At 53.9% G+C, this 25361-nt stretch carries 13 protein-coding genes and 1 pseudogene; 2 read left to right on the top strand and 12 right to left on the bottom strand.

Annotated features, from left to right (window positions below; translation table 11 throughout):
• The 5 genes from HRU78_11905 to HRU78_11885 all read right to left on the bottom strand — a co-directional run bounded on the left by HRU78_11905 (nucleotide 1) and on the right by HRU78_11885 (nucleotide 14886).
• The gene (locus HRU78_11905) at nucleotides 1-5649 is read right to left on the bottom strand and encodes a hypothetical protein (protein ID QOJ24263.1); all 5649 of its coding nucleotides are present in this window, start codon (nucleotides 5647-5649) and stop codon (nucleotides 1-3) included.
• Between the two features lie 43 nt (nucleotides 5650-5692).
• The gene (locus HRU78_11900) at nucleotides 5693-9013 is read right to left on the bottom strand and encodes a hypothetical protein (GenBank protein ID QOJ24262.1); all 3321 of its coding nucleotides are present in this window, start codon (nucleotides 9011-9013) and stop codon (nucleotides 5693-5695) included.
• Entirely contained in the window at nucleotides 9013-12411 is a 3399-nt protein-coding gene (locus tag HRU78_11895) for a hypothetical protein (protein QOJ24261.1), read from the bottom strand. The genes HRU78_11900 and HRU78_11895 overlap by 1 nt, the downstream gene beginning before the upstream one ends.
• Nucleotides 12401-13957, bottom strand: coding sequence for a hypothetical protein (locus HRU78_11890; protein QOJ24260.1), 1557 nt, complete (start codon nucleotides 13955-13957; stop codon nucleotides 12401-12403). Before HRU78_11890 ends, HRU78_11895 begins: the two co-directional genes overlap by 11 nt.
• 65 nt (nucleotides 13958-14022) lie before the next feature.
• Nucleotides 14023-14886, bottom strand: coding sequence for a hypothetical protein (locus HRU78_11885; protein ID QOJ24259.1), 864 nt, complete (start codon nucleotides 14884-14886; stop codon nucleotides 14023-14025).
• A gap of 438 nt (nucleotides 14887-15324) precedes the next feature.
• Between HRU78_11885 and HRU78_11880 the strand changes: the two genes are divergently transcribed.
• A complete protein-coding gene (locus HRU78_11880) occupies nucleotides 15325-16329 on the top strand; it encodes a hypothetical protein (GenBank protein QOJ24258.1) in 1005 nt (334 codons plus the stop codon).
• A gap of 102 nt (nucleotides 16330-16431) precedes the next feature.
• On the opposite strand, the gene HRU78_11875 is transcribed toward HRU78_11880, so the two are convergent.
• Nucleotides 16432-17187 (bottom strand): IS5 family transposase, encoded by a 756-nt coding sequence (locus tag HRU78_11875; protein ID QOJ25041.1) that lies wholly within the window; start codon nucleotides 17185-17187, stop codon nucleotides 16432-16434.
• Between the two features lie 228 nt (nucleotides 17188-17415).
• On the opposite strand from HRU78_11875, the pseudogene HRU78_11870 reads away from it, so the two are divergent.
• Nucleotides 17416-18853, top strand: a pseudogene (locus tag HRU78_11870) (IS5 family transposase).
• Between the two features lie 19 nt (nucleotides 18854-18872).
• Here HRU78_11870 and HRU78_11865 read toward each other — a convergent pair.
• The 6 genes from HRU78_11865 to serC form a co-directional block, all read right to left on the bottom strand.
• On the bottom strand, nucleotides 18873-19667 hold the full coding sequence (locus HRU78_11865) for a response regulator (protein QOJ24257.1): 795 nt from the start codon (nucleotides 19665-19667) through the stop codon (nucleotides 18873-18875).
• A 168-nt stretch (nucleotides 19668-19835) separates the two neighbouring features.
• Entirely contained in the window at nucleotides 19836-20756 is a 921-nt protein-coding gene (locus tag HRU78_11860) for a prephenate dehydrogenase/arogenate dehydrogenase family protein (GenBank protein ID QOJ24256.1), read from the bottom strand.
• Nucleotides 20757-20780: 24 nt separating this feature from the next.
• Entirely contained in the window at nucleotides 20781-21899 is a 1119-nt protein-coding gene (locus HRU78_11855; protein QOJ24255.1) for a histidinol-phosphate transaminase, read from the bottom strand.
• Between the two features lie 84 nt (nucleotides 21900-21983).
• On the bottom strand, nucleotides 21984-23054 hold the full coding sequence (gene pheA, locus HRU78_11850) for a prephenate dehydratase (GenBank protein ID QOJ24254.1): 1071 nt from the start codon (nucleotides 23052-23054) through the stop codon (nucleotides 21984-21986).
• A gap of 43 nt (nucleotides 23055-23097) precedes the next feature.
• Nucleotides 23098-24288 (bottom strand): 3-phosphoglycerate dehydrogenase, encoded by a 1191-nt coding sequence (locus HRU78_11845; protein ID QOJ24253.1) that lies wholly within the window; start codon nucleotides 24286-24288, stop codon nucleotides 23098-23100.
• On the bottom strand, nucleotides 24281-25360 hold the full coding sequence (gene serC / locus HRU78_11840; GenBank protein ID QOJ24252.1) for a 3-phosphoserine/phosphohydroxythreonine transaminase: 1080 nt from the start codon (nucleotides 25358-25360) through the stop codon (nucleotides 24281-24283). The genes HRU78_11845 and serC overlap by 8 nt, the downstream gene beginning before the upstream one ends.
• Between the last annotated feature and the right edge of the window lies 1 nt (nucleotide 25361).

Below are 25361 nucleotides of genomic sequence, written 5' to 3'. Positions count from 1 at the left end.
TCAACTCTCTACGTTGGATTTGAATTGCACCGCGTTATTGAAGGCCAGATCGAGTGTCATCATGATCGGATAGCGCGTTACCGAAGAAATTACCGCAGGCAGGAAGCGCGCATACTCCGTCTCATTCCAATGCGCCGGTTCAACGGCGCGTTTGCTGGCCATATCCAAGGTTTCGTGCAGGGTATCGACCAAATCCTGCCATTGCCAGTGACCGGTGAAGTTGGCCGGTAATGCCAATAGTAACGACTGCGGCGCTTCGCAATTGGGGCGGTCGTAATGAAACGTCAATCCGGTGGTTTCCTGGGTTGTCGGAATCACCTCAGTCCATTCGTCGAGCAACAGCCCGCAAATTGCAGTGTTCTGTACAAAAGCATCGACGTAATGCGCGGTATACAGCAGTTTATCGCTATCGATCACAAACGGCTCGGCGGTGCCGGGCTGGGTATCGGGGTATTGCAACGCCAGCCAGTGATCATCGGTGCGATAAGGAAACTGCAACGGCGTCAAATTCAAACTGACATTGTTCAACGCTTCGCCAAACTGCGTAACGCTTTCCCAGCGCTGCAATTTTTCCCGTACCCGTGCAACGCCGTATAGCCAGTTGTCTTCGGGAAAATCCACGCTCAGATCATTTTTTTGATAGCTCAGCAATTGCGCACGATTGTCATAGCTTTGCTGCCACTCGCTGCCATGCGCGGCGGCCAGATTAAACTCAGGCAGAATAACAAAATCGTCGTGCGTCAACTGCCGGATCGCGCGCGTCAGCTCATCGATGCGCTGCTCGGCGGAAGCCGACGCATCACCGGTGATCAAATCGTTGGCCGCCGCCACGCGTTTGTCGATATCCGCCGCCAAGCCCGTCACTTTGGTTTGCAAGATTTGTGCAAAGCTGACGATGGTTTTTTTATTGTCGGCAATATCCAATGTCTGCGTGTCATGTAGTGCGATATCGCTTTCCCGGGCAATCATCGCGGCGTATAGCGCGCCAACTTGACTGGCGGTCGCCAGCAGATTTTCAAGATTGGTCAGACTGTTCTGAAAACTGGTTTTATGTGTGGTATTCAGTGTGGTCAATAAATCGTTGGGATCGTTTGAAGCTGGGATCGGGATTGATTCGGTTACAATCAATAACGCCGCTTGCATCAGATACTGCATTTTGTCTTCGACCGGTGTCGCTGGATCCAGCGCGGCAAAATCGGCGATACGTTGCTCGAATTCCAGCAACGCCGCTTGCCAGCGCGTGACGATGCTTTGCAGTTTTTCCAGCAACGCAAGGAATTGGGTGCGCCGCCAGTCGTACACAAAACCGGTTGCCGCGCCGGTCAGGCCGAATCGATTGACTGCCAGGGCAAGCGGCAAATAACCGTTGATCATTTCATCGAGATGATTGAGCGCATTGTTTTCCGCTACGGCCGGATCGGGGTCGTTCAGCCAGGTATCGATTTGCGTTTTCAGCGCATTCAAAGCGGTTTGTTGCGGCAGCAGCAAATCGCGCACCGTGGTGACTTTTTCCGTACGGATCGCTGCTACGCCATCATCTTGTTGCGAAGCCTCATTCGGCAGTTTTACGTCGGTGGTTTTGAGCGGTCGCGATTGAGTGATCAACGCTTTCAGATCGTTGAGCATCGGCATCACTTCAAAGAACGAATATTTTCCAGCTTGCTTACCGCGGTATTGGATTTTGATATCGCTATCGATACGCACGCCGGGAATCGCATAGACCTGGGTCAGGATACGGTCGTCGAGCGCGGTCATTTGCTGCTGGTCGCTCGACAGCATGTACATCAGGTCGGTAGCCAGCAAGCCCAAATCTTGCGCACTGACCGTTTGTTGTTCCTGTTGCGCGTTGCCTTGATGGTAATAGTCGACGGTACAGAAAATGCCGCCCATTGCCGGTAGCAGCTGCGTCAGCCATTGATTGACCGCCGGTTCGCCTTTGGCGCGCGGCGTGCTGTTGCCCGGATCGGCGGGATTCAATCCGGCGCGCAAGTGCAGGCCGATCCGGTGCGTCAGCGTGACGCCGCTGCGCGGCGTTTGCACCACTTCCGGTACCGGCGGGAAATGTCCCTTGCTGAAGGCATCCAGCGTTCCGGCGGCGCGCTCATAGTTGCCACGTACCACTTGGTATACGCCCTCAGCCATCGCGAGATCGGCGACGGCATCGTTGATATTCATGATGCGTTGCACTTCGCGGTTGATTGCATCCAGTTTGTTCTGCTCGGTAATCGTTGGAAGTTGCGCAATACCGAACGGATAATTCCGGTTCGTGCCGGTTTGTGCTTGCACATGCTCGATCAGCGCTAGCCCGTCGACGACGTTGCGCGCTTCAACGGCGCTGATCGGTTCGTTGCTAGCGGTTGCGGTGGTTGATAACCGGTCGCCCGCGAGCGGGAATTGCTTGCGCAGATCGAAGATGATGCTGTCGAGGAATAAATCGCCGGCATCGTGCAAACCGCGCTCCAGATAATAACCCAGCAGCGCCGACAGGCTCTGGCCGTTGCGCATGCCGTCGATGACGTTCATCGCCAGCCGCACGCGTTCGGAGGTGAGATTGATCGCCAGACTATCGGGATTGCTCGGTGTGGCGTTGGCCAGATAACCGTTGCGCAGCACGGCGGCGGTGACGGCATGATTCAACGAGGGCGCGTGGATATAACCGAAATTCTTGTCGTCCTCGGCCAACGGGGCTTGACCGGGTTTGTTGAAAATTTTGTCGAGTTCTCCGGTCAGTTTGATCGGCGTCAGATTTTTGTTTTCCGGCCGGACATCTTCTAGCCAGGCAAAAGCGCCCAGATAGCAACCATGATTATCGGCGTCATGGCCGTTGCCGGTTTCACCGGGTACGGTGCCGGGTACTGGCTGCGTTTGCCCGGCGATTTGCTGCATGATGTCCAGTTGCACATTCAGCAGCCCTAACCACCAAGCATCGAGACGATAGCTGCAGCAATCGATGTGCTCGGCGAAAATCCGTTCCAGCCGTGCCGTCGGTGTTTGCTGCAAGCGCTCCAGCGCACCGATTTGGGTATTCAGGTAAGGATTGCGCAATGTCAGTATCTGCGGAATGAAATCGCCGATTTGCAACTGCGGTTGACTGGTGATCGCCGGTTCCGCTTTGTACAGGTATTGCCACGGACTGCCTTTGTCGTCTCCGGCTTCCTGAATGTGCATGAACTTCGGCTCGCGTTTCGCCACAGAGAATTGCTGCGGATCGAGCACATTCGCTTCCAGGTGCAGACGCAGACTGGTGTCGAGGTAGGATAAATCGAGTGCATGATGCAGCATCAGATAGAGCAAGGCGGTCGGCGGCTTATCGTCGATAAATCCTTGCTGCAGGCGCAAAGTGTTATGCGAATCGCGCGCTGCGGCAGCCAACCACTGGAGATAATTTGTGTTAGTGGTGTGATAAATCCGCACCGGATTGAACTCGGACAGCGCTTGATCGTCGATCAGCGGGCCTTTCAGCAGGTTGGCGGCGAGCGTGAAGAATTTGTTCAGAATATCAGGGATCTTGTTGTTGTCCTGCGCCGTATAGCCCAATTGCGCCAGCAGCGCAAGGCCGCTTTGGGTATAAAACAACGAGGCAATCGTGGCGTAGATCGCGCCATTGATACCGGAAGTTTTATAGCGGTTGTAGAGCTGCTCGGCACTTTCCGCGTAGCGTTGATAAAACTCGACCGATGCCGGATGCAGCCCGACGATATCGAGCAAGGCTTGCTGCGGATCGGTTTGCGGTTTGCCGACGTACGATACCTGCGGCAGCAGCGAAGTCCAGCGTTCGTCGGCCTTCTTGATAAGGCTGTAAAGCCGGGATAGGAATAGGAACGAGCCGGAAATTTGCGATTCCAGCCGGTCGTCACTGAAGACTTTACGATTGATCCACGCCATGCGCGAAAACGGTGTTGCCGGCAGGATCCCGTACGGTTGCTTGCCGATGCGGATCGCAGGCAGCGTGCCGCGACCCAGCACATAACGGTTGAAATAGTTGCGTGTGCTGGTGATGGTGTCGTCGTTGAATACCGGCTCCATCATTTGTTCCATGAAATAACCGAGCGTTGCCGGCCACAGCGCCTCGTTCATCGCCCGGGCTTCCAGCTGATCGTTGGCGTAATACTGCGGCGATAACTTCAGGATCGCCGGGTCGAGACCCAGGCTTTGCGCCAGCCAGCGGCCGTCTTTGCGGGTGCGCCAGTCGGTGGGATCGTCGTCGCTGCCGTCGCTGGCGTATTGATTGAAATAGTGATCGTAACTGGCGTCGGCGTCGCTGAACCAGGTATAGCCGCTATCCTGATCTTCGACGTTATTGGTCGGCGCGCCTTGCATCAGGAAACTGAATCCTTTGCGGCTGCGCTGATGGTGTTGAATCAACTGCTGCAGTTGCTCGCGGCTTTTGCCGACGTCGGCGCTGAGCCGGACACCGAGCACAAAAAGACGGTCGAAGCCGCGCCGCGCCTGGCTATCGTTCAGATTAATCTTGAACCCCATGCCCTTGGCGACGGCTTCGTCAAAATCGGTGACCCATTTCATCTCATCCGGTACGATCAATTCACCATCTTCCAGTTGTAATTGCTGATCTTCCGGTGCATTGGGGTTGGGGCCAACGATCAGTTCCGAAGGCACTGGACTGCCGATGTGTAGCAGCGTTTGCTCCTTGCCGTTGAAGCCCATGACCACAAACCGCTCCGGTAACAGTGCCACGCGTGCCGGGTTGGTCCAGGCTTGCAGTTGCGTATCGACTCCACTGACGACGGGTAATTCCAGAAATTCGACGCGCACGTTGGTGACGGTTTCGGGTTGCGCCGGTTTGACATTCAGATTCTGTGGCTGGTACGACGTGATAATTTCCTGCGCGCGTGCTGCGCCGAGATCATTTTTGAGTGTGGCATATGCCGCATCTAATGCGGTGGTATCGTTATTGGCGCTGAAAACGGCCTGCCAGTATTGCTGCACAATCGGTTTCTCGGCTGCGGGCAGCGCCTGTTCCGAAACGATCACCAAAATATAATCGCCATCGCCTTTGACCGGTTCTTCAGCCAGATTCAGCGGTTTGAATAATTGGCTCAGCCAATACGCCCGGCCGGCGCCGTGGCTTTTGACCAGCGCTTGCCACGCCGCGCGTTTTTCGCTATCGACACCACCTGCTTTCCAGATATTGGTCCAATAAATGCGCGTGTTGCTGATTTCGACTTCGGAGGGGATTTCTTCAAAAGTGTCGACGCTGATGTCGTCCGGGTAGACGCGTACCCATAACTGATCGGTACTGACATCGCGTCCGCCGGGGCCGGTGACTTTTTTGAAGCGCGTTTCGATGCGCAGCGGAAACAGCAGGATCGGATGGATATCGTTCAACTGGCCGATATTCTGGGTCGGATCGGAAAAAATCTCGAACAACGATTCCCGGTCGATCAATACTTGCCGGTTCCGCTCAAGCTCGGCTTGCAATTTGGCGGTGTCAGCCTGCAACGCTTCTTGCTCGCGCAGCAACGCCTGTAATTGTTCCTTGGCTGCACCATCGGAGCGGCGGCGCAATGACGCGATCAAACGCTCGGTTTTTTGCAGTTTCTCGTTAGCGGCAGCCCAGTTTAACCGGCCTTGCCGGTGCTGGCGGCGTGCTTGATCGATCTGCTCTTGCGTGTCTTTAAATTGAGTCATAAGCCATTTCTGTCGGTTGAGATTTTGTACTTATGTAACATGCTTAATCGCGCGGCAGCATTTCGGCAGCATGCACACCGACGAGCACCGGCGCTTGGAATAGAATGTAAGCCAGTTCCGCCGAATTGATATTGTTTGTCCAGCTCAACAAATGATCCTCTTTCCACTGTTCCGCTTTTTCCTGCGCGGTGCCGCCCGGTTCTGTGTTTGGCAGGCTGAGTGCTGGGGCGGCGGCGATGTCGATAAACTCGCCGTCACTGATGCCGGGCGCTACATCCGCCCAAGCCAGATCGTTCCAGACCTGAATGGGGTTGGTGCTTTCGCGGCTGATATCCAGACCGAAACGCGGTTCACCTGGACGCTCCTTGATCACGAAGAACCAGCCCGGCTCGTCGTCAACCTCGGGATTGCCGCGTGCTTCCTCTTCGGTCAAATCGAAGCCGAAAAAGTAAATGTCCGGTTTGACTTGCGCTTCGTACAGTGGCGTCTTGATCGGCACGCTGTCGTCGAACACCCGTTCGGTATTTTTGTTCGGCGCCGGATTGGTATCGCTGATCGGCTGCCATTTGGCTTTTTGCGCATAAATCACCGCATTCGGGTATTTTTTCAGCAATTCGCCGCGAATCACCAATACCAATTCCTCTTCGTTTTCGAGGCCTTGTTCGCGATTATCGTGCTCGCCCAGTTTGGAGAACCGCGACCAGCGGTGAATCGGCGGAATGTCTTTCAATTCCTCGCGGCGCTGTTCGCTGTCTTCGGTCGGGCTGAGAAAACCGCTGACATCCCAGAACTGCCGGAAATAGGAACCGCGCTGATCGGTCGGATATTCGCGCCACAACAACTCGCGTGCGAATTCATGATTGAGGCCGACCATATAGGACTCGATGAACGGCTGGTTGGTCTTCAATAACGTGATGGTGTTTTGCGCGATGAAATTCAGGTTCGGCACGAACTGCTCGGTGGATTTATCGACCAGCGGTTTGTACATCGGAACATCGAATTCCGGATACGCCATCGCTTCGACAAACTTTTCGCCGATCAATCCGATGATATGCGCCGGTAGCAGGATGTTGCCCAGCGTCCATTTCGGAATCGTAACCGCCGGATTCAACTTGACCAGCGTATCTGTTGCCAATTGGGCGACATTCACCGGCACGGCTGCGGGCATAACACCGGCCTGCAGGCCGTTTTGCAGCAGTGTGTAAGAATCTTTCAGCGCGGTTTTGAAGCGGCTCGATTGCGCATTGTCGACTGCACCGGCGCTAGCGGGTTGCGGCGGATTGGCCGGATCCAACGCCAGCAGATTCAGTTCCGGCGTCAGCACAAAATTACTGCTTGGCGGCATCGCATCAACTGCAGCCGGTGTTTGCCCGGTTTCGGATACCGAATCGGCTTGATTCATTTGTGTAATTAAACGCTGCGCGGTACGGTAAGCCAGCAATAATCCCGCGCCAGCGATTGCCGCTGCAGCCCAGATTCCGGCACTGGCACCGATAACCGCCGGCACGATGATCAGCAGTAAAACGAGCGCCAATAACAGATAGGGAATGAACGGGTAGCGTTTCAGTAAATCCAGCAGCCAGGACGGCACATTCTTCGGTTGCGCATCTTGTGACAAATTATCCAGCGACGGCAGCGCATCGGGGATCACATGCGGCGGCGCGGCGGTGACGACACCGTCGTTGACGCGCGTGATCAAATTGTTGGGGTGAATACGCTCGTCAAAGGCCGAAAGCTTTTGCAAGCGGCCATTCGGGCGCAACATGCGCCGCAGCGGCGCGGAGGTCAGCGCGGGCGTGACCGGGCTTTGCTTGATTCGATGAGAAACCGTCACGCCTTGACTGATGACGCGCTTTTGCACCGGTGCCGTCATGAATAGCACCTTGTCATGGCTGATTTGCTGCAGCGGCAGCACTTGCTTTTGATACCAGCTATTGGCGGTGATCTTGGCGAGCTGCGCCAGGCGGATTTGGCGGTTGGCTTCGAGCACCTCGCCGACCTGATCCCACGCCGCATCCATGTACTCTTCCTGGTTGGCGATGATGACGTCGGTGCCGAAACCGGCGGCGCTGCGCCAGCGCGGGTCGAGGTTGAGCTGGTGCAGCCAATTTTGATTATTGGGTGCATCGCTGCCGTCGGCTTCTTTCAGCACGCGATTCCGGAGCGCATGCCAGCGGCCGTAAATCGGCGGCGTGATCAGCGGGTCGGGGTCGGCCTGAATTTCTGACGGCAAATCGGTATTCTGGTGAGCCGCATCAGCGGCGAGGCGGGCGTAGTCATCGGCGAGATTCAGGAATGCCGCCAATTCCTGCTGAAAAACGTGCGGATACGGCTGATCCCAATTTTCCCACTTGGCGATTTCCTGCTCGGCTTCCTTGCTCAGCGGTGCGAGCAGCGCGCCGCCGAGTTTCAGCACGCCTTCGAGATCCGGATTCTGAATGCCGCTGATGTTGGAACCGGGGTTTTGCACGTCGATATCGCGACGGCCCACGCGGCTGTCCGCCGGTTTCGGTTCGAGCAGGCGCACCAGGTATTCAAAATCGCCTTGCGAACCGGTGCGGAAAAACCAACGGTAATAAACCGGGAATTGTGTCGGCGCCGGACGGCCTTCGCCCCATGCCGAGAATGTCGCATGCGGCGCATCGTCGGGGTTCATCCCCAGCCCGGCCAACCGGCCGGTTTCAAAAGTCGGAATCAGAAACGCATGGTAGCGCTCGTTCGGGGTCAGTTTGCGCGGACAGACGATACGCGAATAGGCCTCGTCGGCATTTTGCGCCAGCACGCTCTGAAGTTGCGACAGCGCATTGTTGATGTCCGGCGCTTGCGGCGCATCCTGGCTGCCGGCGATGTTTTTGTTGACGTGCACATGCGCCCACGCCCACAGTTCCTCGGCTTTGGGGAATACCGTTTCCAGCGGATTGGCCTTGATGTCGATGAAGGGCAGCGGTTTGCCAGACATATTGCCGCCTTCGGCAAACTCGGCTTCGGTCAATACGATCAGCGTAACCCACGGCCGTAATCGTGCTCCCGCCGGTGCAGCCGGTGTGTAACGCCAGGGAAAATCTTCGTCGTAAAACTCGATGTGGCAGAGATAATTGGGTTCGAAGTTGGTGATCCAGTTGAGCGGCTCGGTTTTGATCACTGCGCGCGATTCAATGCCGATAATGTCGCCGGGACCATACAGGGCGACGTTCTTGTTGACCGGAGCGGTCACATCGCCGCCTTCGCCGCCGCTACCTTTGATATTCAGACTGACGGCGACACTGGCGCGCGTTTTGACCGAAGCATCCAGATCCGCCGATTGGATATTATTGGCGACGCCTTGCCGTAACCACGGTAGAAAAGTATACGTGCCGATCGCCATTATGCTGCCTCCTGCAAGGGTGTCGCTTCCGTACTGGGGATCACGTGCAGACTGTCTTGCAGCCCGGGCGATTGGCTCACTTGCGCGCGCAGGAAATCCTGCGCTTGCGCATGCGATGCAAAATAAGCCTCTTGGCTGTGCGGACTGTTGTTCATGGTCGAAGCGACGACGTAACCGGCTTCTTTCACGATGACTTTCTGTTCGACCGGCGCTTTTTGCGCCTTGTAACTGGCCGAGAGTGCCGATTTCGATGCGGCGTTGCGACCTAAAAAGTGATTGAAGAATTCGGCGCCGATGGCGACAAAACGGATCAGCAACGAAACAAAATTGTTGTCGATGATATTTTGCTCGTAGCGCACCACGCGCTTTACTGCTGCGGATGATTTGAGCTGCTGGTTGCTGACCGACAATTCGATGCCGGCATTTTGTTTTTCGTAGGAGGGCGCACTCAGTTTGTTGGCGTCGCTCAAATTTTTATATTGCGCCGTGGCAAACGATTCCTTGGTATCCGCGACCTTGGCCAGACCGGTATCGATGACTTCGACGGTCAGGCGTTTGGCATCCTTCGGTTTCTGATTGCCGACTTTGTCGAGATCCAGATCGAGCGGGATGGCGCGCTGGTTGACGCGCAACACGCCGACCGGATGCAGAATCAAATCGCTCGTGCTTTCAATGGCGCGCAACGACACCAGCAATTGATTGGAGGTCGGTAATTCGGCCGTCCAGTTATCCAATTTCTCGAATTCCGCTGTGATCAGCGGCATGATGTCGATGGATGGCAAGGTGGTGTTTTCGTCTTCACCCCAGGTGTGGCTGAAGGGTACGTCGATATCCCAGAATAATAGCGAGATGGAGCCTTCACCCTCGATGTGCCACGGCGATGTGCCTTCGAGTTCGCCGCGCATATGCACGCCGAACAGACCGACGCCGAACACTTTGACATCGAACGACGCGGAAATGGTGATGATGAAATAAAACGGCGAGAACTGGAATAGCGCATCGAAGCCGACCTGGCCGGAAATATTGAACGCGCTGAGACCGAAATAAACTTCCGCTTTGGCGCCAAACTGCACGGTGTTGGAAGTGACGGCGAAATAACCTTCCACGCGGATGCGTGCAAAAGATTCGTTCAGGATGTTGATCGCGATCCGGTTGGGATTGGGAAAAGGTAGCGGAGGCGGCTTAAAGGAGGGATGAAAGCCGCCCACACTGATGACAAAATTGGCGTTGTCGCCCCAGGCGATCAATAGCCCCATATCGCCGTCGATGGTGAGAAAAATGACCCGGGAATCGTACAGACTGGCATAAAACCACAGCCGTTGCTTGTCGACCTCCAACGCGCCGATGAAACTGACCTGAATGATGATCAACGCGGCATCTTCATCGGGCAGCGCGACTTTCAGCACACCCAGAATGGCGATGTTACCCGGCGGTATTTCGACGATGATGCCCAATGAAGCGCTGACCAGTGTCGGTGTGCCCCAGCCCAGCTTGGCCATCGGGCCGATCAGAAACACATCCTGTGCGGGCGGAAAGAATTGGCGCAAATCACTGATGATGCGCGGCGCGTTCTCGATGATATTGTCCGGGAACATCACGCTGTTGATCGAACCGGTGCGTACACCGGCGGCGATCACTTCCAGTTCCATGGTGCGATTCAACCCTAGCAACCCGCCGACGGCGTTCAGCGTAAAACCGAAACCCAGTTGGAATGGTGTGCCGAATTCGGCGCTGATGATGATCAACAACGAGAAACCTTCGGAACCATCTGGCATGCGTGTCGTGATCAGACCGATCGCTTTCACCGTGACGATGCCGCTGAACATCAGCTCCAATGCACCGGCGTATTCTTCCTTGTCGAAATCAAAGTAGAGATAGCCGCCGCCTTTGACGATACCGACATCCAGCGACAAGCCGACGCCATTCGGCGGTTTGAATCCTAGTTTGATATCGACCGGTCCGGCATTGCCGCTGCGGTTATCGACCAAGGCGAAATCGATGGCCAAGCCGATATTTTCGACGACAGCGGCGAGCGGACCCAGCGCAGCTTTGATATCCGTTGAAATAGCGGTTGGGAATTTGTTGTTGTCGATACCGACTGAAAAGGTCAACGCGCTGACTTCAACCGGCCCGAGATTCAGGTGCAGCGGCAATTGAATTTCCAGTGCGCTGCTGCCGACGAAAAACAGCCCGTCGCTACTGTTGTAACCGAACGCCATGCCGAAATCGGAATTGAGCTGGACGCCGCTCAGGATATCGGTAAGGAATCCATCGCCGTCGGCAAACGAAATCGCCAGTTTACCGGCACCGATTTCACCGCCGACGGTAAAATCCGCTGCCGATTGTCCGCCGCTGCCTTGAATCCGGCCGCCGAAGCTAACGCCGAATTTACCCACTTCCAACCGGCTGCCATCCGGGTCGCCGATCAATAGATACGGCGTTGCGGCTTGTGTGCGGTCGGCGCTGACGCTGAGGTTCAGCGAACCGGAAATTGTGTCGGCTGCGGAGGTATGAAAAGTGAATGTGGCCGGCGGCTGGATCACTAATTCTGCGCCGAACGGCAGCGTGGCCTGCAAATCCAGTACGACTTTTAAATCGTCGGCGGCGAATTCGATTTTTCCGGGACTGAGATTCTGCCGGATCGATAGGCTCAATCCGTTGGGATTGAGATCGGTGCGTGGCCGCAGTTGAAAGATGACGGCTTCGAGAATCGGCGTGGGCGATGTATCGTCAAAAAAAGCCGGCGCTTTAAGATGAAGCAGCAAGCGTTCGAGCCGCTGCAGCAAATTGGCGGCATCGAGACTGCTGCTGCCCCAGTTATAGTGCGACTGTAATGCCGACACCGGCGATTCCAGCCACTTGCCCAGTTCGTTGAAATGGAAAGTGGAAATGGTGAATTCGGGATTGGCGGGATCGGTAGAACCGGCATTATTGCGTTGCCGCTCGAGTATGCCCAGCAGTTCGAGCAACTCGTTGATGCCGTTGGCGGCATCCAGCGTACGCACCAGCAAGTAGTTGAACAAGCGTTCGGCGAAATGACTGGAAACGCTTGCTGGAATACCGCCAATGCTTTGCACGGCGGTTTGTAATTGATCGATTTTCTGGATGGCGGTGATGACCTGGCTGATCAGCTCCGTGCTGATGGAAACGATTTGCCCGATGTTTTCGTCTTCGATTGCCTGCGCTAGGTCTCCGGCTTTTTGCAGCACGGTTTTACTGCTGGCCACCAGCGCTTGCATCGGCGAAGCCAGCGACGACACCTGGCCGCTGTTGAGCGTGATGCCGAGTTCGGCAAACGTCTGGACGGCGCGCGTGCTATTGAGCTCGCGCTCCAGCGGCTCCAGCACATTGGAGATTTGCAGCAAAACGCGCTGTAACGTGTCCACTTCACTTGACATTGGCGGTTTCCTCAATGAGAGCGGAACGGTTGGTTAATTCACCTGTGCGAGGGTCGGTTTCAAACTGCGTAACAAATTCGTGCAGATTGTCGAAACTATTGATGAATCCCATCACTTCGTCAAAATAGTGCTGAATCGTTTGCTGCAACGCCTCACTGCCATGCTGCGTCAGCATCTCGGCCATGCGCCGGATCATTTGATCGCGCGTGATGCCTTCCACTTCAAACGGAATGACATGTGCCGGGTCGCGCGCATTGTTGACGAAGTGCGCCAGAAACGTCGGGCCTTTGCTGCGGTGCCACGCCACGGTAACCGGCCGCCGGTGATTGACGAGCGCAATCACTTCCTGGCGATGATCGAGAATCTGCTGGTAAATCTCAGCGCCTTTGCGCGTATTTAAAAAGCGTTCGCGCACTTCGGTGGTATGGTTGATGCCGATGAATATACCTTCGACATCGTTTAACGTCTGCCCGGCGGGACCGACCGGCGGGTTGGCGGTGGTGATAGGGGTGATGCTGAGAAAATCGATGACTGGGTGAATATGACAGGCTGCCGATCTGGCCGGATTGCTTGTGTCATTTCCGTACAGAAGCGCTACGATTTTGTTTTGCGCATTGACTACGGCAGACCCTGAGTCGCCTTTTGCGGAGAATTGTAATATCCCATTGCAATCGGGCTGTGTGGCTTCGATGAGTAAAAAACGCCCCCCCGCGGCTTCAATGGCAATGGGATCGATTACTTTGCCCGTGGTTTTGCTGGTGGTGCGGCCAACTTTATAAACGACATAATCGCCACCGCTCAGATCGCCTTGCGCGACACGCGCGACATCTTCCAATTTACTATTTCCACCGATATTCAGTCCGCGGATTTCGTTTTTATACGATACACCGCAATTGGTGTTGCACCAACTGGAAATGCAGATATCCAATTTGGCGATCGCGCAGTCCAGGTAATAGTCCTGCGCGCCTTCGCTGGGGTAAGTGTAAGAGTAAGGCGCTCTTTGTCCGACACTGTGTATTTTTCCAATCGGATTACGCCGTTCTTGCGTCGCATCAACGGTAATGGTTCCTGCGTTATCGATGGAACGGGGCTGATAAATCGTATCGCCATTGACTGCGTTGTTGGCAGCAAGGACATGATTATTCGATAGCAACACTACATTTTCCGGTCCGCTGACACCATTTAATGTTGCAAAGCATCCCAATGTGCCAATTTCGACATTGTTCGATGCATCGGTTTTGAAATTAGTGATCGATATGCCGCCGATCAACGGCGAATGCTGATCCAGATCTATACAATGCAACGGTTTGGTTTGAATGACCAGCACCACATCGGTTGGAATGCCCTTGTATTCTTTCGGGATGACATCGGCGGGATTCAAATCTTCCGGCTTGATTTTTTCTTTGACGTACACGCGAAACGAGACTTGATCGGTGATTTTACCGCCGATTTCTTTCAAGCCGTAGCCGACACCGACAACGCCCGGGATTTTTTTCAGTTCTGCTTCGGCTTCTGCATGTAATGCAGCCAATTCTTTTTGATCCATCACTTCACCTCCATCCGGCGGAGCAACCGTTCGTGGATTGAATGAAATATTTTCGTTGCATCGTTTTAATCCTTTTGGCTTGATTGAGGCGCGCAGAAATCAAAACACCAGGGAATGATCTGCAGGAAACTGAGCACCGGGTGAATATGGCATGCGTAAGACACATAAGGATCGAGCATGTGATTGCCCCACAACAAACCGACGGCGCGTTGATATTGATCGACAAGCAATGCGCCGGAATCGCCTTTGCGCGAAAATGGCCGCAGCACGCCCCGGTTGTCGGGCGTGGCGCGGATCACCATCGTGTTATGGCATCGCTCGCCGGTCACCGTTTCAACCGTGGCTTGGCTGTCGATGACTTTTCCCCACACAGCATATTCCCGGCCTGACAGGCGTACTTTGAGTTCTCTCCCCTCGAAAGTATCGTGCGGATGCACTCTGGCAACTTTGTTGAAGTGCTGGGTTTTGGCGTGAAGCCGTTGCGGATTTTCACTTTGCTTTAAGAGCAGCGTAGCGGTTGCGCAGTCGATGTAATAGGGTTTCTCGGCTTCTCCGGGGTAGGCATAGGAAAAATGTCCGCACAGTCCGGTATGTTCGATTCTGGCGATGGCATTCAAACGTGGCGTGTCAAACACGGCTTGATCGCCTTGTTGTTCGTGATCAGGCTGGAAAATCATGTCGCCGCGCTCGGCATCGTGGGCGAGCAGAACATGCCGGTTGGATACCAGTACCAATGACTGCCAGTCCGGTGCTCCTCGTCGGGCGGCAAAAAGACCCAGCGTTCCCAACCCGATATGGGTGTGGTGCGATCGGGTTATGCCTTTTAGGTTGCTGATAATTGCTCCGGCCCGCGGCAATGATGTTGCAGCGGAGTACTGGGCGATGCTGTCCGGATAACCGGCTAGTTTGAACGAGACATTTGCAGTCATAGTAACCACCTATTAATAAAACCCGATACATGGAGCGATGTGCTCAGTTTCGCTTGTCTTAATAATTCAGCTGAACGATTCGCATCATCAAGGATGGCTGGAAACGATCAGATGCAGTGACTCTGGTACGATATTCACCGTTACCCGGTGAATCCTGACTACTTCGTTTTAAATTTGACTGAACTTGCTTATCAGCGAAAAAGCCGCTGATTTGTTACGTGTTCCGGTGAAGGGCCTTTGGGTGGGTTCGTGTGTGACTAATAATGAGGTAACCCTTTATTATTATTTGATTCTTCTACTGATGCAGAAAAATATTAACCCTGATCTGAAATGGACTATACTGAAAAGCGAAAAAGCTGTCAAACACGATCATCCAATTTTGAACGGGCATTTACATTAAAAATAATGACACATCGTAGCTAACGAAACGGAGAAAATATGCTGAATTCCTCGATCCTGGATATCGCCTTGGGCATGGTGTTCCTGTTTGTGCTGATCAGTTTGCTGTGTTCCGCAATCAACGAGATGCTTGCGCAAGTTTTGCGCCTGCGCGCGAAAAATCTCGATGCGGGGCTGGGGAATCTGCTGCAATCGGGCGAGGGAAACCAGCTGGTGGACGACCTATACAAGCATCCGCTGATCAACGGGTTATCAAAAACAGGGCAGAGACCTTCGTATATTCCGCCGAAGAATTTTACCTTGGCGTTGATGGACATCATGACCGGCAACACCGGCAAGCTGCCGGCCGACAATAAGTTGTTGATCGAAACGATCGAGAAACAAGGCTTGTTTGCGAAAACCGAGGCCGGCAGGTCGATTATTCTGTTGCTGCATGAAGCCGGGGATGATGCCGAGAAAGCGCGCAGGAATGTGGAAGGTTGGTACAACGATGCAATGGATAGGGTGGGCGGCTGGTACAAACAAAAAACACAAGGGATTATTTTTGCCATTGCCTTTGTTGTATGCACCACCTTGAATATCGATGCCATCAAAATTTCCCAAACGTTGTGGACTGATATCGCGCTGCGGCAAGCACTGGTTGAAGCGGCTTCTTCGACGGATGTCGCAAGCCTGATGCCGCAGCAGTCATCGGAACCAGCTGCGGCGGCAGCGGGAAACGATGAATCTCCGCTACCAGCGGGTGAACAATCGCCGGCGGATAACACTCTGCAAAAGGCCGGGCAGTCTGCTAAGACTGCTGTGACATTGGCTAAACAAATCAGGGAGTTGCATTTGCCGATTGGCTGGAAGCAACCGGATGGTCAATGGGTTTTCGAGGGATTCGGTTTCATGGAGGGGTTCATTAAATTCATGGGCATTCTGATCACGACTTTCGCCGGATCTCTTGGCGCACCGTTCTGGTTTCAGTTATTGAACAAGATTGTCGATTTGCGGGCTGCCGGTAAACAACCGATGAAATCCGCCCCCACAGGGCAGGAGTGATGATTAATTGGAGAAACCCTGCCTTCCTTTGGTAAATTTAGAGTGAGCAATACATATTGACGATGTTCGCTGGGCTTGTTGCAGGACTAGGGCCTGTTAACACTACCTAAGTGCTTCGACGATGAGAGCGAAATGGATGAATGAGAGAAAAATGACATCCAGTTTGTCGAATCTGGAGAATATTCGACGGAATCCCTTGAGTCTGCGGAATAATCTTTCGATCTCATTGCGTTTTTTGTACATGGCGCGGTCATATTCCCAGAGCTCCAGCCGATTAGTTTTGGGTGGGACAACCGGGATATAACCGAGCTCCAATGCAAGCTGTCTGGTTTGATCACCCTCATAAGCGCGATCCATCAGCAGATGAGTAGGAGAAGAGACGGGGCCGAGTGCTAACAGGAGTTGTCGTCCTTCCGGTGCGTCATGTGTATGCCCCGGAGATAAGGAAAAAGTTATGGCTGTTCTGGTATCTGCGGCAACCAGATGAATTTTAGTGGTCCAGCCACCTCGGGATTTGCCGATGGATTGCGGGCCGTTTTTTAATGCACCAGTACCATCAGGGTGCACTTTGACGCTGGTGCTATCCATCGAAACGGCTTCAATCTTGATGCGAATGATTTGTTGATGCTGCAGCTGCTCAAAAACTTTTTGAAGCACGCCGCTTTTCGCCCATCGATTCATTCGAGTGTAGATGGTATGCCAATTACCGAAACGCTTGGGTAGTCCGCGCCACTTGCAACCATGCTCGGTAACATACAGAATAGCATTGAGAATTTGTAGATTGGAATGACTGACATTGCCACGCTGGCGCGGCATGCAGTGTTCGATCTGTTGATATTGAGTTTCGGTGATTTCCATCACCATATTATATCAAATAGTGTTAACAGGCCCTAGTTCGATGCTACTTCAATATGGTAAACAACAGATTGACCCAAAGTGAAATATTTCAATCGAGCTTATTAGTCATCCCTGCAAAACACTTAGAGCCTGCATGAACTGCAGGAATCATCAAATTTTAGACGGCATTGATCCCTGAGAATTTATACTATTCGCATCAAAACACTGAGAGAATCAAGAGGAACTGAAATGCCGACCGATGATTTTTTCCGAGCGCGTCTCGATCAGATAATTGATCTGCGTCATCCCCTGGCAGTGCTGTCGAATCGACTGCCGTGGGCTGATATTGAAGCAGCACTTGTCCCTGCTTTTGAGCGTAAAAACCGTCAGGGTGAAGTGTTGGAGATCAACGATCTTTTTGGCACAACATTGGCGATTGCCAGTGGGGGCGTGAGCACTGCGGGTCGCCCCGCTTGCCGATCCGGTTGATGGCATCGTTGCTGTATCTGAAGCATGCGTTCAACCTCAGTGACGAAGAGCTGGTGGTTCGCTGGTCGGAGAATGTGGTGTGGCAGTATTTCAGCGGCGAGGAATATTACACATCGAAGTTGCCGTGTGATGCCACCCAGATTGGCCGTTTCCGCACCGCCATTGGTGAAGCTGGTGTTGAGAAGCTGCTGAAGGCAACGATTGACACTGCGGTGCACACCAAGGCGGTCAAACCGGCTGAATTCAAACGAGTGATTGTTGACACGACAATTCAGGAAAAGGCAATTGCGCATCCGGTGGATAGCCGGTTACTGGAAATTGCTCGCGGCAAGATTGTGCAAGCAGCCAGACGGGCTGGCATCACCTTGAAGCAAACCTACGCCAAAAAGAAGGCAAGGCGCTGCGCCGAAGGGCAGGCGGCTATGCCCACGCCAGGCAATTGCGGCGTCTGCACAAAACCGTTAAACGCCAACGCACGATCCTTGGTATCGTGCTGCGGGAGATCCAGCGCAAACTGGCAACCGTGACGACGGTCTGTGCCGCATCGCTGCAGCAATTGACCACGCTATTGGAACGGGCAGGACGGATTCATAAGCAGCAACCCAAGGACAACAACAAACTCTATGCATTGCACGCACCGGAAGCCGAATGCATCGGCAAGGGCAAAGCACGCAAACCTTACGAGTTCGGAGTTAAAGCCGGCATTGCTGTTACGCACAAAAGCGGCCTGATAGTCGGTGCCAGAACCTTTCCTGGCAATCCCTACGATGGTCATATTCTCCACCAACAGCTCGAACAAACGCACAGGCTACTCGAAGATACCGGATCAATACCGAAGCAGGTTATTGCCGATCTCGGGTTCCGGGGAGTGGATGCTGACAATCCGGCAGTGGAAATCATCCATCGCGGCAAGTACAAGTCGCTGACGAAACCGCAGCGGCGCTGGCTCAAGCGCCGGCAGGCCGTGGAACCTGCAATCGGGCATCTGAAGTCGGATCACCGAATGGATCGCTGCTGGTTACCAGGTCAGTTGGGTGATGCACTGCACGCTGTGTTATGTGCGGCTGGCTACAATCTGCGCTGGCTGATGAGAGCTATACACCGTTTGGGCATCAAGAATTCTTTATTGCGACTTGCGCTGCTGCAACTGATCAACACCTTTTACACAAAACGTTCGTTTGTCGGCATGACTGTGTGAATTTTGCAGGGGCGACTAATTATGCAAGAATTTGTGAAATGCTCTGTGTAACCTTGTCCGGATGAAAAGGTTTGATAATGTACCCTTTTGCTCCGGTGCTTGCAGCGCGGCTGAATGTTTCACGGCTGGCTGCAGCGGTAATCATGACCGCCTTGGTTAATGGGTTTTGATCACGTATGATTTTCAGTGCTTCTAAGCCATTCATGACCGGCATTTCATAGTCCAAACAAACAATACTGGGATTATGTGCAGCTACCAGTTCGGTGGCTTGTTTGCCGTTATGCGCTTCACCGACAACCTGAACACCCATATGAGCCAATATAGCCATTAATAGCCGACGCAGAGTTTGGCTGTCATCGGCGACTACTGCTGTTGCATGGCTGGGTTTGTCTGCAAATGGATTGTGTTTTCTGACGGCGATCATCAATAGCCGTTGTGCATGCGCCACTTTTTGCAGTACCCCTAGAATCTGTTCCTGGGAGAATGGCTTGTTTATGAAACCTGCAGTGCCTGCTTCTGCTGCCGCATATTCGAGTTCTTGATTGTTGTTGCCTGTGATCATGATGACTGCCACCTGCGGATATGTCGCATGGATCTCTTTGAGCAGCAGCAGGCCATCGGTACCGGGAAGGTTGTAATCAAGGCAAACAATATGCGGCTTGAGTTTGGCAATGGTGGCTACTAATTTGCTTCCGCTGGCAAGTTCCCCGACAACTTCGGTTTCGTCATTATTGAGTAATGCTCGCAGGACGCTACGTATGGAAATGGAATCGTCGACGATTAATATGCGTAGTTTATTTTGCGGAAGTATCATAATTTCTGATCTCCATTCGGAATGTCTTTTGATGATGTATCTTTCGTGTATGGGGAAAACGGCAGCGTGATTGGAGGGAGAGTTTCAAGGGTTTTTCATGTCTTTTTCTCTTGTTGTAACGATAAGTGAAATTAGATTTCGGCATGAAATGGTATTTATTTCGTAAACTTATTCCTTTTTAATTGTAAGAATATTCCTATTATCCAATCTTTTCTTCAACCAATCTTCCCGCATACCGCGTGCTTGCGAGAAAGCTCGCTCCAGTGCTTCACCATCATGCTTCTTCAATAAATCCCGCAAACTGTTCAATTCGGTTTGGTATGCTTCGATCTGTTCCAGCAGTGCCTCGCGATTGGCCAGACAAATGTCGCGCCACATTTCCGGGGAGCTGCTGGCGATGCGGGTGAAGTCGCGGAAGCCGCTGCCGGCGAAGCGCAGCAGGTTTTCCGGAGAGTCGGTGCTGTGCTGGAGATGATTCATTAATGTGAATGCCAACAGGTGCGGCAGATGACTGGTCGCTGCAAGCACATGGTCGTGTTCATCGGCGGGCATCAGCGATACGTTGGCGCCGCAGGCTTGCCATAAATGTTGCACGCGTTCGACGGCTTCCGTGCCGGTTTCCGGCAATGGTGTCAGAATCACATGTTTGTTGGTGTACAAATCCGCTTGTGCCGCTTGCACACCGCTGTGTTCAGCACCGGCGATCGGGTGACCGGGGACGAAGTGGTGGCGGTTCTGCAGCGGCAGATAGTGACGCGCGGCGGCGACGACATCCTGCTTGGTACTGCCGGCGTCGGTGATAAGCGTGTGGGCGTGCAGGTAAGGTGCAATGCGTTCCATGGTCGCAGCGGTCTGGCCGACCGGCATCGCCAGGAATACCAGATCGGCGTTGTGTAGTGCTGATGCGGTATCGCTGGCGATTTCATCGATTACGCCCAGCTCGACGGCACGTTGCATATTGGCCTGGCTGCGGCCGATGCCGGTAATGTGTTTTGCTAAGCCGGCTTTGCGCAGCGCCAGCGCAAACGATCCGCCGATCAGACCGACGCCGACGATGACCAGTTTATTCAGAGCGATGTGAGTTGTCATGACCGTTGCCCGGTTAGTAACGGATTAATCCAGTTCGCTCAAGGCGTGCTCGAGCGATTCGAGGAAGCGTTGATTTTGTCTTTCGAGTCCGATGGTGACGCGCAAGTGATGCGGCATTTCGTAAATGCCCAACGGACGCACGATGACACCCTGGCGCAGCAGGCTTTGATAGACTTTCGGCGTGTTGGCGGCCTCGCCTTTGACACGGAAGCTGATGAAATTGCCATACGACGGAATGTACTCGATGCCCAGTTTGCGGAAGCTGTCGGTCAATTGCAGCATGCCGGCGCGGTTGAGCGCGTACGATCGTTGCACAAACTCGGCGTCGTGCAGTGCCGCCAGCGCGCCGGTCAGGCTGATGCTGCTGACGTTGAACGGTTGCCGCACGCGGTTCATCAGGTTGGCGACATCGGGGTGCGTCAGCCCAAAGCCGACGCGCACACCCGCCAGACCATACACTTTGGAGAAGGTGCGTGTGATCAGCAAATTGGGGAACTGCTGCAACCACTGGATACTGTCGGGTTTATTGGCCTCCGGCAGGTATTCGTAATACGCTTCGTCCATGACCACCAGTACATCGCGCGATACCCGCTCCATAAAGCGCAGCAAGTCTTCTTCGCCGGATAAGGTACCGGTCGGATTATTGGGGCTGGCGATAAAGACGATGCGCGTTTCCGGTGTGATAGCATCGAGCATCGCGGGCAGATCGTGACCGTAATCGCGTGCGGGAACCGGAATGCCGTTGGCGCCGATCATCTGCACCACCAGCGGATACACGGCAAAGGCATGTTGCGAGTACACCGCGGTGGCGCCCGGCTTGAGGAACACGCGTGCGGCCAAATCCAGCACATCGTTGGAGCCGTTACCCAAAATGATTTGCTCCGGATCGACGCCGTAACGTTTCGACAATGCGGCTTTCAATTCGTAACCGCTGCCGTCCGGATACAGCGCGACGTCATGCAGTGTGTTGATCATTGCATCCAATGCGAGCGGGCTGGTACCGAGCGGATTTTCGTTGGACGCCAGTTTGATGATGTAGGATTCGTCCAGACTGAATTCCCGCGCCAATTCCGAAATTGGCTTGCCGGGTTGATAAGGATGGATCGAGCGGATATATTCCGGAGCAAAATCACAAAGATTCATAGGATTAGATGTGTTATTGATGAAAAAATAATGATGAAAAACTGAGTGGGTTCAACGATATCAGAATACAGAGACCACTGATGGCTACGACGCCGGGTACGACCCGAGGATTTTCAGGAAAGCCGCTTTCTCGCGCAGCGCCATCAGAGCGGCGTCAACGTGAGGATCGTCCTGGTGTCCTTCCAGATCGATAAAAAACACATATTGCCATAGTCCGGTGCGCGACGGACGCGATTCCAGGCGGCTCATGCTGACGCCGTGCTGCGCCAGCGGTTCGAGCAATTGATAGACCGCACCGGAACGGTTACCGGTTGATACGATCAGCGAGGTTTTGTCTTTTCCCGAAGGTGCTACCATCTGATTGCTAATCACCAGAAAGCGCGTGGTATTTTTCGGATCGTCCTCAATATTTTCGGCGCAAATCGTCAATCCGAATAATTCCGCGGCTCTTTGACCCGCCACTGCTGCCGCTTGCTTATCGGCGGCTGCTTGGCGCGCGGCTTCGGCGTTGCTGGCGGCGTGGATCAGCGCCGAGCTGGGCAAGTGCGGCAAGTTGGTTGTCAGCCAATGATGGCACTGCGCCAGCGATTGCGGATGCGAATAGATTTTGCGGATGTGTGTCAGGTCGGTTTGCTGTGCCATTAAAAACTGATGTACCGGCAACTGAATTTCACCGCAAATGGAGAGCGGGGTTTGCAGCAGCAAATCCATGGTTCTGCCGACCGCGCCTTCGGTGGAATTTTCCACCGGCACCACACCGTAATGAGCGGTATCCGATTCCACGGTACGGAATACATCATCGATCGAGTCGCACGGCACCGCGGTGATGGCGCTGCCGAAACGTTTCAGCGCCGCTTCTTCGGAGAAAGTGCCGTTCGGGCCGAGGAAAGCCACGCTCATCGGTTTTTCCAGCGCGCGGCACAGCGACATGATTTCGGTGAATAATTGTTTAATATGCTCGTTGCTGACCGGCCCGGGATTCTGTGCCTGCATGCGCGCTAATATTTGCGCTTCGCGTTCCGGGCGGTAGATGATGCCGCTTTTCTTGATTTTCCCGACCTGCTGTGCCAGCGCCGCGCGTTGGCTGATCAGTTGCAGTACCTGGTCGTCGATGGCATCGATCCGGTCGCGGAGTTGTTTGAGTTCTTCGGACATGGCTAACTAATTAATCATTAGGCGATTCGGCATTACTCGGAATTTATTCGGGAAGTTGCAGATAACGCGCCATCAACACGCCGCCGATCGATGCAATCTCATGCAGAACATGCGGCGGCACCGGACTGTCGGTATCGACCAGCGTATAAGCCATGCCGCCGCGCGATTTGTTGATCATGGTGTGGATATTCAGTCCGGCCTGCGCCATGCTGGTCGAAATCTGCCCCAAAATATTCGGCACGTTGGCATTGGCGACGGCGACGCGGTAGGGCACTTCGCGTTCCATCTGCGTATCCGGAAAGTTGACGGTGTTGGTGATATTGCCGTTTTGCAGGTAATCGATCAACTGATCCACTACCATCATGGCGCAATTGTCCTCCGCCTCAGAGGTCGATGCGCCAAGGTGCGGCAAGGTGATCACGCCTTTCTGGTGCTGCAGTTTTTCGCTGGGAAAATCGCTGACGTAGGTTTTGATTTTGTTGGCGGCGATGGCTTGCAGCACTGCGTCTTCGTCGACGATCGCGCCGCGCGAGAAATTCAGCAGAATCGCGTGGTGCTTCATCAACTGTATCGTGTTGCTATTGATCAAATGCCGCGTCGAATCGAGCAACGGTACGTGTACGCTGACGAATTCGCTGTGGCGCAGCAGATCCTCCATGCTGTTGGCTTTCTTGACTTCCGCTGACAAGCTCCAGGCCGATTCGACGGTGATTTTCGGGTCGAAACCGATGACTTTCATGCCGAGCCGGATGGCCGAATTGGCAACCAAGCGGCCGATTTCGCCCAAACCGATCACGCCCAGCGTGCGTCCCGGCAATTCGATGCCGGAGAAACGTTTTTTGCCGTCTTCGGCTTGCTTGTTGAGGGCCGCGTCGTCACCCTGCAGGCTATCGGCGAATTGTAATGCCGGGACTAGATTGCGTGCCGCCAGAAATAAGCTGGCCAGCACTAATTCCTTGACGGCGTTAGCGTTGGCGCCGGGCGTATTGAAGACCGGCACGCCGCGTGCGTTCATCGCATCGACCGGGATATTGTTGGTGCCTGCACCGGCGCGGCCGATCGCTTTGACATTCGCCGGAATGATGCTATTCAGCATGTTGTGCGAGCGCACCAGAATCGCATCCGGTTCCGCGATATCATGACCGACCTGATAATGTTCTGCAGGAAAACGGTTGAGTCCGTGCGCAGAAATCGAATTGAGTGTCAGAATTTTAAAGGGTTGTTGTTCAGGCATGGCGGCTGGCAAACTCCTTCATGTATGCGACAAGTTTGGCGACACCTTCGACCGGCATGGCATTGTAGATCGATGCCCGCATACCGCCGACCGAACGATGACCTTTCAGTTGCAATAAACCGTGGTGTTGCGCTTGTTTGAGAAATTCACCGTCCAACGCGGAATCTTTCAGTGTGAACGGCACATTCATGCGCGAGCGGTCGGTTTTCGCCACCGGGCAATGGTAGAAATCGGTGCTGTCGAGATAGTCATACATCAGATTCGCCTTGGTCATATTGATTTTTTCCATCGCTGCCAGTCCGCCCTGTTTCTTCAGCCAGGCGAACACCAAGCCGGTGATGTACATGGCATAAGTGGGCGGTGTGTTGTACATCGAATCGTTTTGGGCGTGAATTTGATAATCGTACAAGGTCGGCGTGCCGGGCAGAGGTTTTCCTAATAAATCTTCGCGCACGATGACCAGTGTCAATCCGGCGGGTCCGAGGTTTTTCTGCGCGCCGGCATAAATCAAACCGAAGCGGCTGACATCCAACGGCCGCGACAGGATGTCGGAAGACATATCGGCAACCAATGGAACCTCGACTTCAGGTACCCAATGAAATTCGACACCACCGATGGTTTCGTTGCTGGTGTAATGCACATACGCTGCTTGCGTATTGAGGCGCCAGCCGTGTTGCGGCGGCACATAAGAGAAGTTCGCGTCTTTGGACGAAGCGGCGACATTGACGCTGCAATAGCGGCTGGCTTCTTCGATCGCTTTGGCTGACCATTGGCCGGTGTTGATGTAATCTGCCATGGTTTTGCCGCGCAGTAAATTCATCGGTACCATGGCAAATTGACTGGAAGCGCCGCCTTGCAGGAACAGCACCTTATAATTTTGCGGAATGCCGGCCAATTCGCGTAAATCGTTTTCTGTTTGTTCCGCGATCGACATGAATTCCTTGCCGCGATGGCTCATTTCCATCACCGACATGCCGCTGCCGTGCCAATCCAGCATTTCGTCGCGTGCTTGCTGCAATACTTCCTTTGGAAGAACCGCAGGTCCGGCACTGAAATTGTAGATCTGTTCCATT

Source organism: Gammaproteobacteria bacterium, assembly GCA_015709635.1.
Taxonomy (GTDB): Bacteria; Pseudomonadota; Gammaproteobacteria; order Burkholderiales; family Nitrosomonadaceae; genus Nitrosomonas.
Note: the sequence above shows the minus strand (reverse complement) of the source record. Positions and strands in the feature narration are given on the sequence as shown.

What these genes read in the sequence shown, in the direction of transcription:
- HRU78_11905 (QOJ24263.1), bottom strand. Translation starts at nt 5,649, where the DNA reads ATGACTCAATTTAAAGACACGCAAGAGCAGATCGATCAAGCACGCCGC.
- HRU78_11900 (QOJ24262.1), bottom strand. Translation starts at nt 9,013, where the DNA reads ATGGCGATCGGCACGTATACTTTTCTACCGTGGTTACGGCAAGGCGTC.
- HRU78_11895 (QOJ24261.1), bottom strand. Translation starts at nt 12,411, where the DNA reads ATGTCAAGTGAAGTGGACACGTTACAGCGCGTTTTGCTGCAAATCTCC.
- HRU78_11890 (QOJ24260.1), bottom strand. Translation starts at nt 13,957, where the DNA reads ATGGATCAAAAAGAATTGGCTGCATTACATGCAGAAGCCGAAGCAGAA.
- HRU78_11885 (QOJ24259.1), bottom strand. Translation starts at nt 14,886, where the DNA reads ATGACTGCAAATGTCTCGTTCAAACTAGCCGGTTATCCGGACAGCATC.
- HRU78_11880 (QOJ24258.1), top strand. Translation starts at nt 15,325, where the DNA reads ATGCTGAATTCCTCGATCCTGGATATCGCCTTGGGCATGGTGTTCCTG.
- HRU78_11875 (QOJ25041.1), bottom strand. Translation starts at nt 17,187, where the DNA reads ATGGAAATCACCGAAACTCAATATCAACAGATCGAACACTGCATGCCG.
- HRU78_11865 (QOJ24257.1), bottom strand. Translation starts at nt 19,667, where the DNA reads ATGATACTTCCGCAAAATAAACTACGCATATTAATCGTCGACGATTCC.
- HRU78_11860 (QOJ24256.1), bottom strand. Translation starts at nt 20,756, where the DNA reads ATGACAACTCACATCGCTCTGAATAAACTGGTCATCGTCGGCGTCGGT.
- HRU78_11855 (QOJ24255.1), bottom strand. Translation starts at nt 21,899, where the DNA reads ATGAATCTTTGTGATTTTGCTCCGGAATATATCCGCTCGATCCATCCT.
- pheA (QOJ24254.1), bottom strand. Translation starts at nt 23,054, where the DNA reads ATGTCCGAAGAACTCAAACAACTCCGCGACCGGATCGATGCCATCGAC.
- HRU78_11845 (QOJ24253.1), bottom strand. Translation starts at nt 24,288, where the DNA reads ATGCCTGAACAACAACCCTTTAAAATTCTGACACTCAATTCGATTTCT.
- serC (QOJ24252.1), bottom strand. Translation starts at nt 25,360, where the DNA reads ATGGAACAGATCTACAATTTCAGTGCCGGACCTGCGGTTCTTCCAAAG.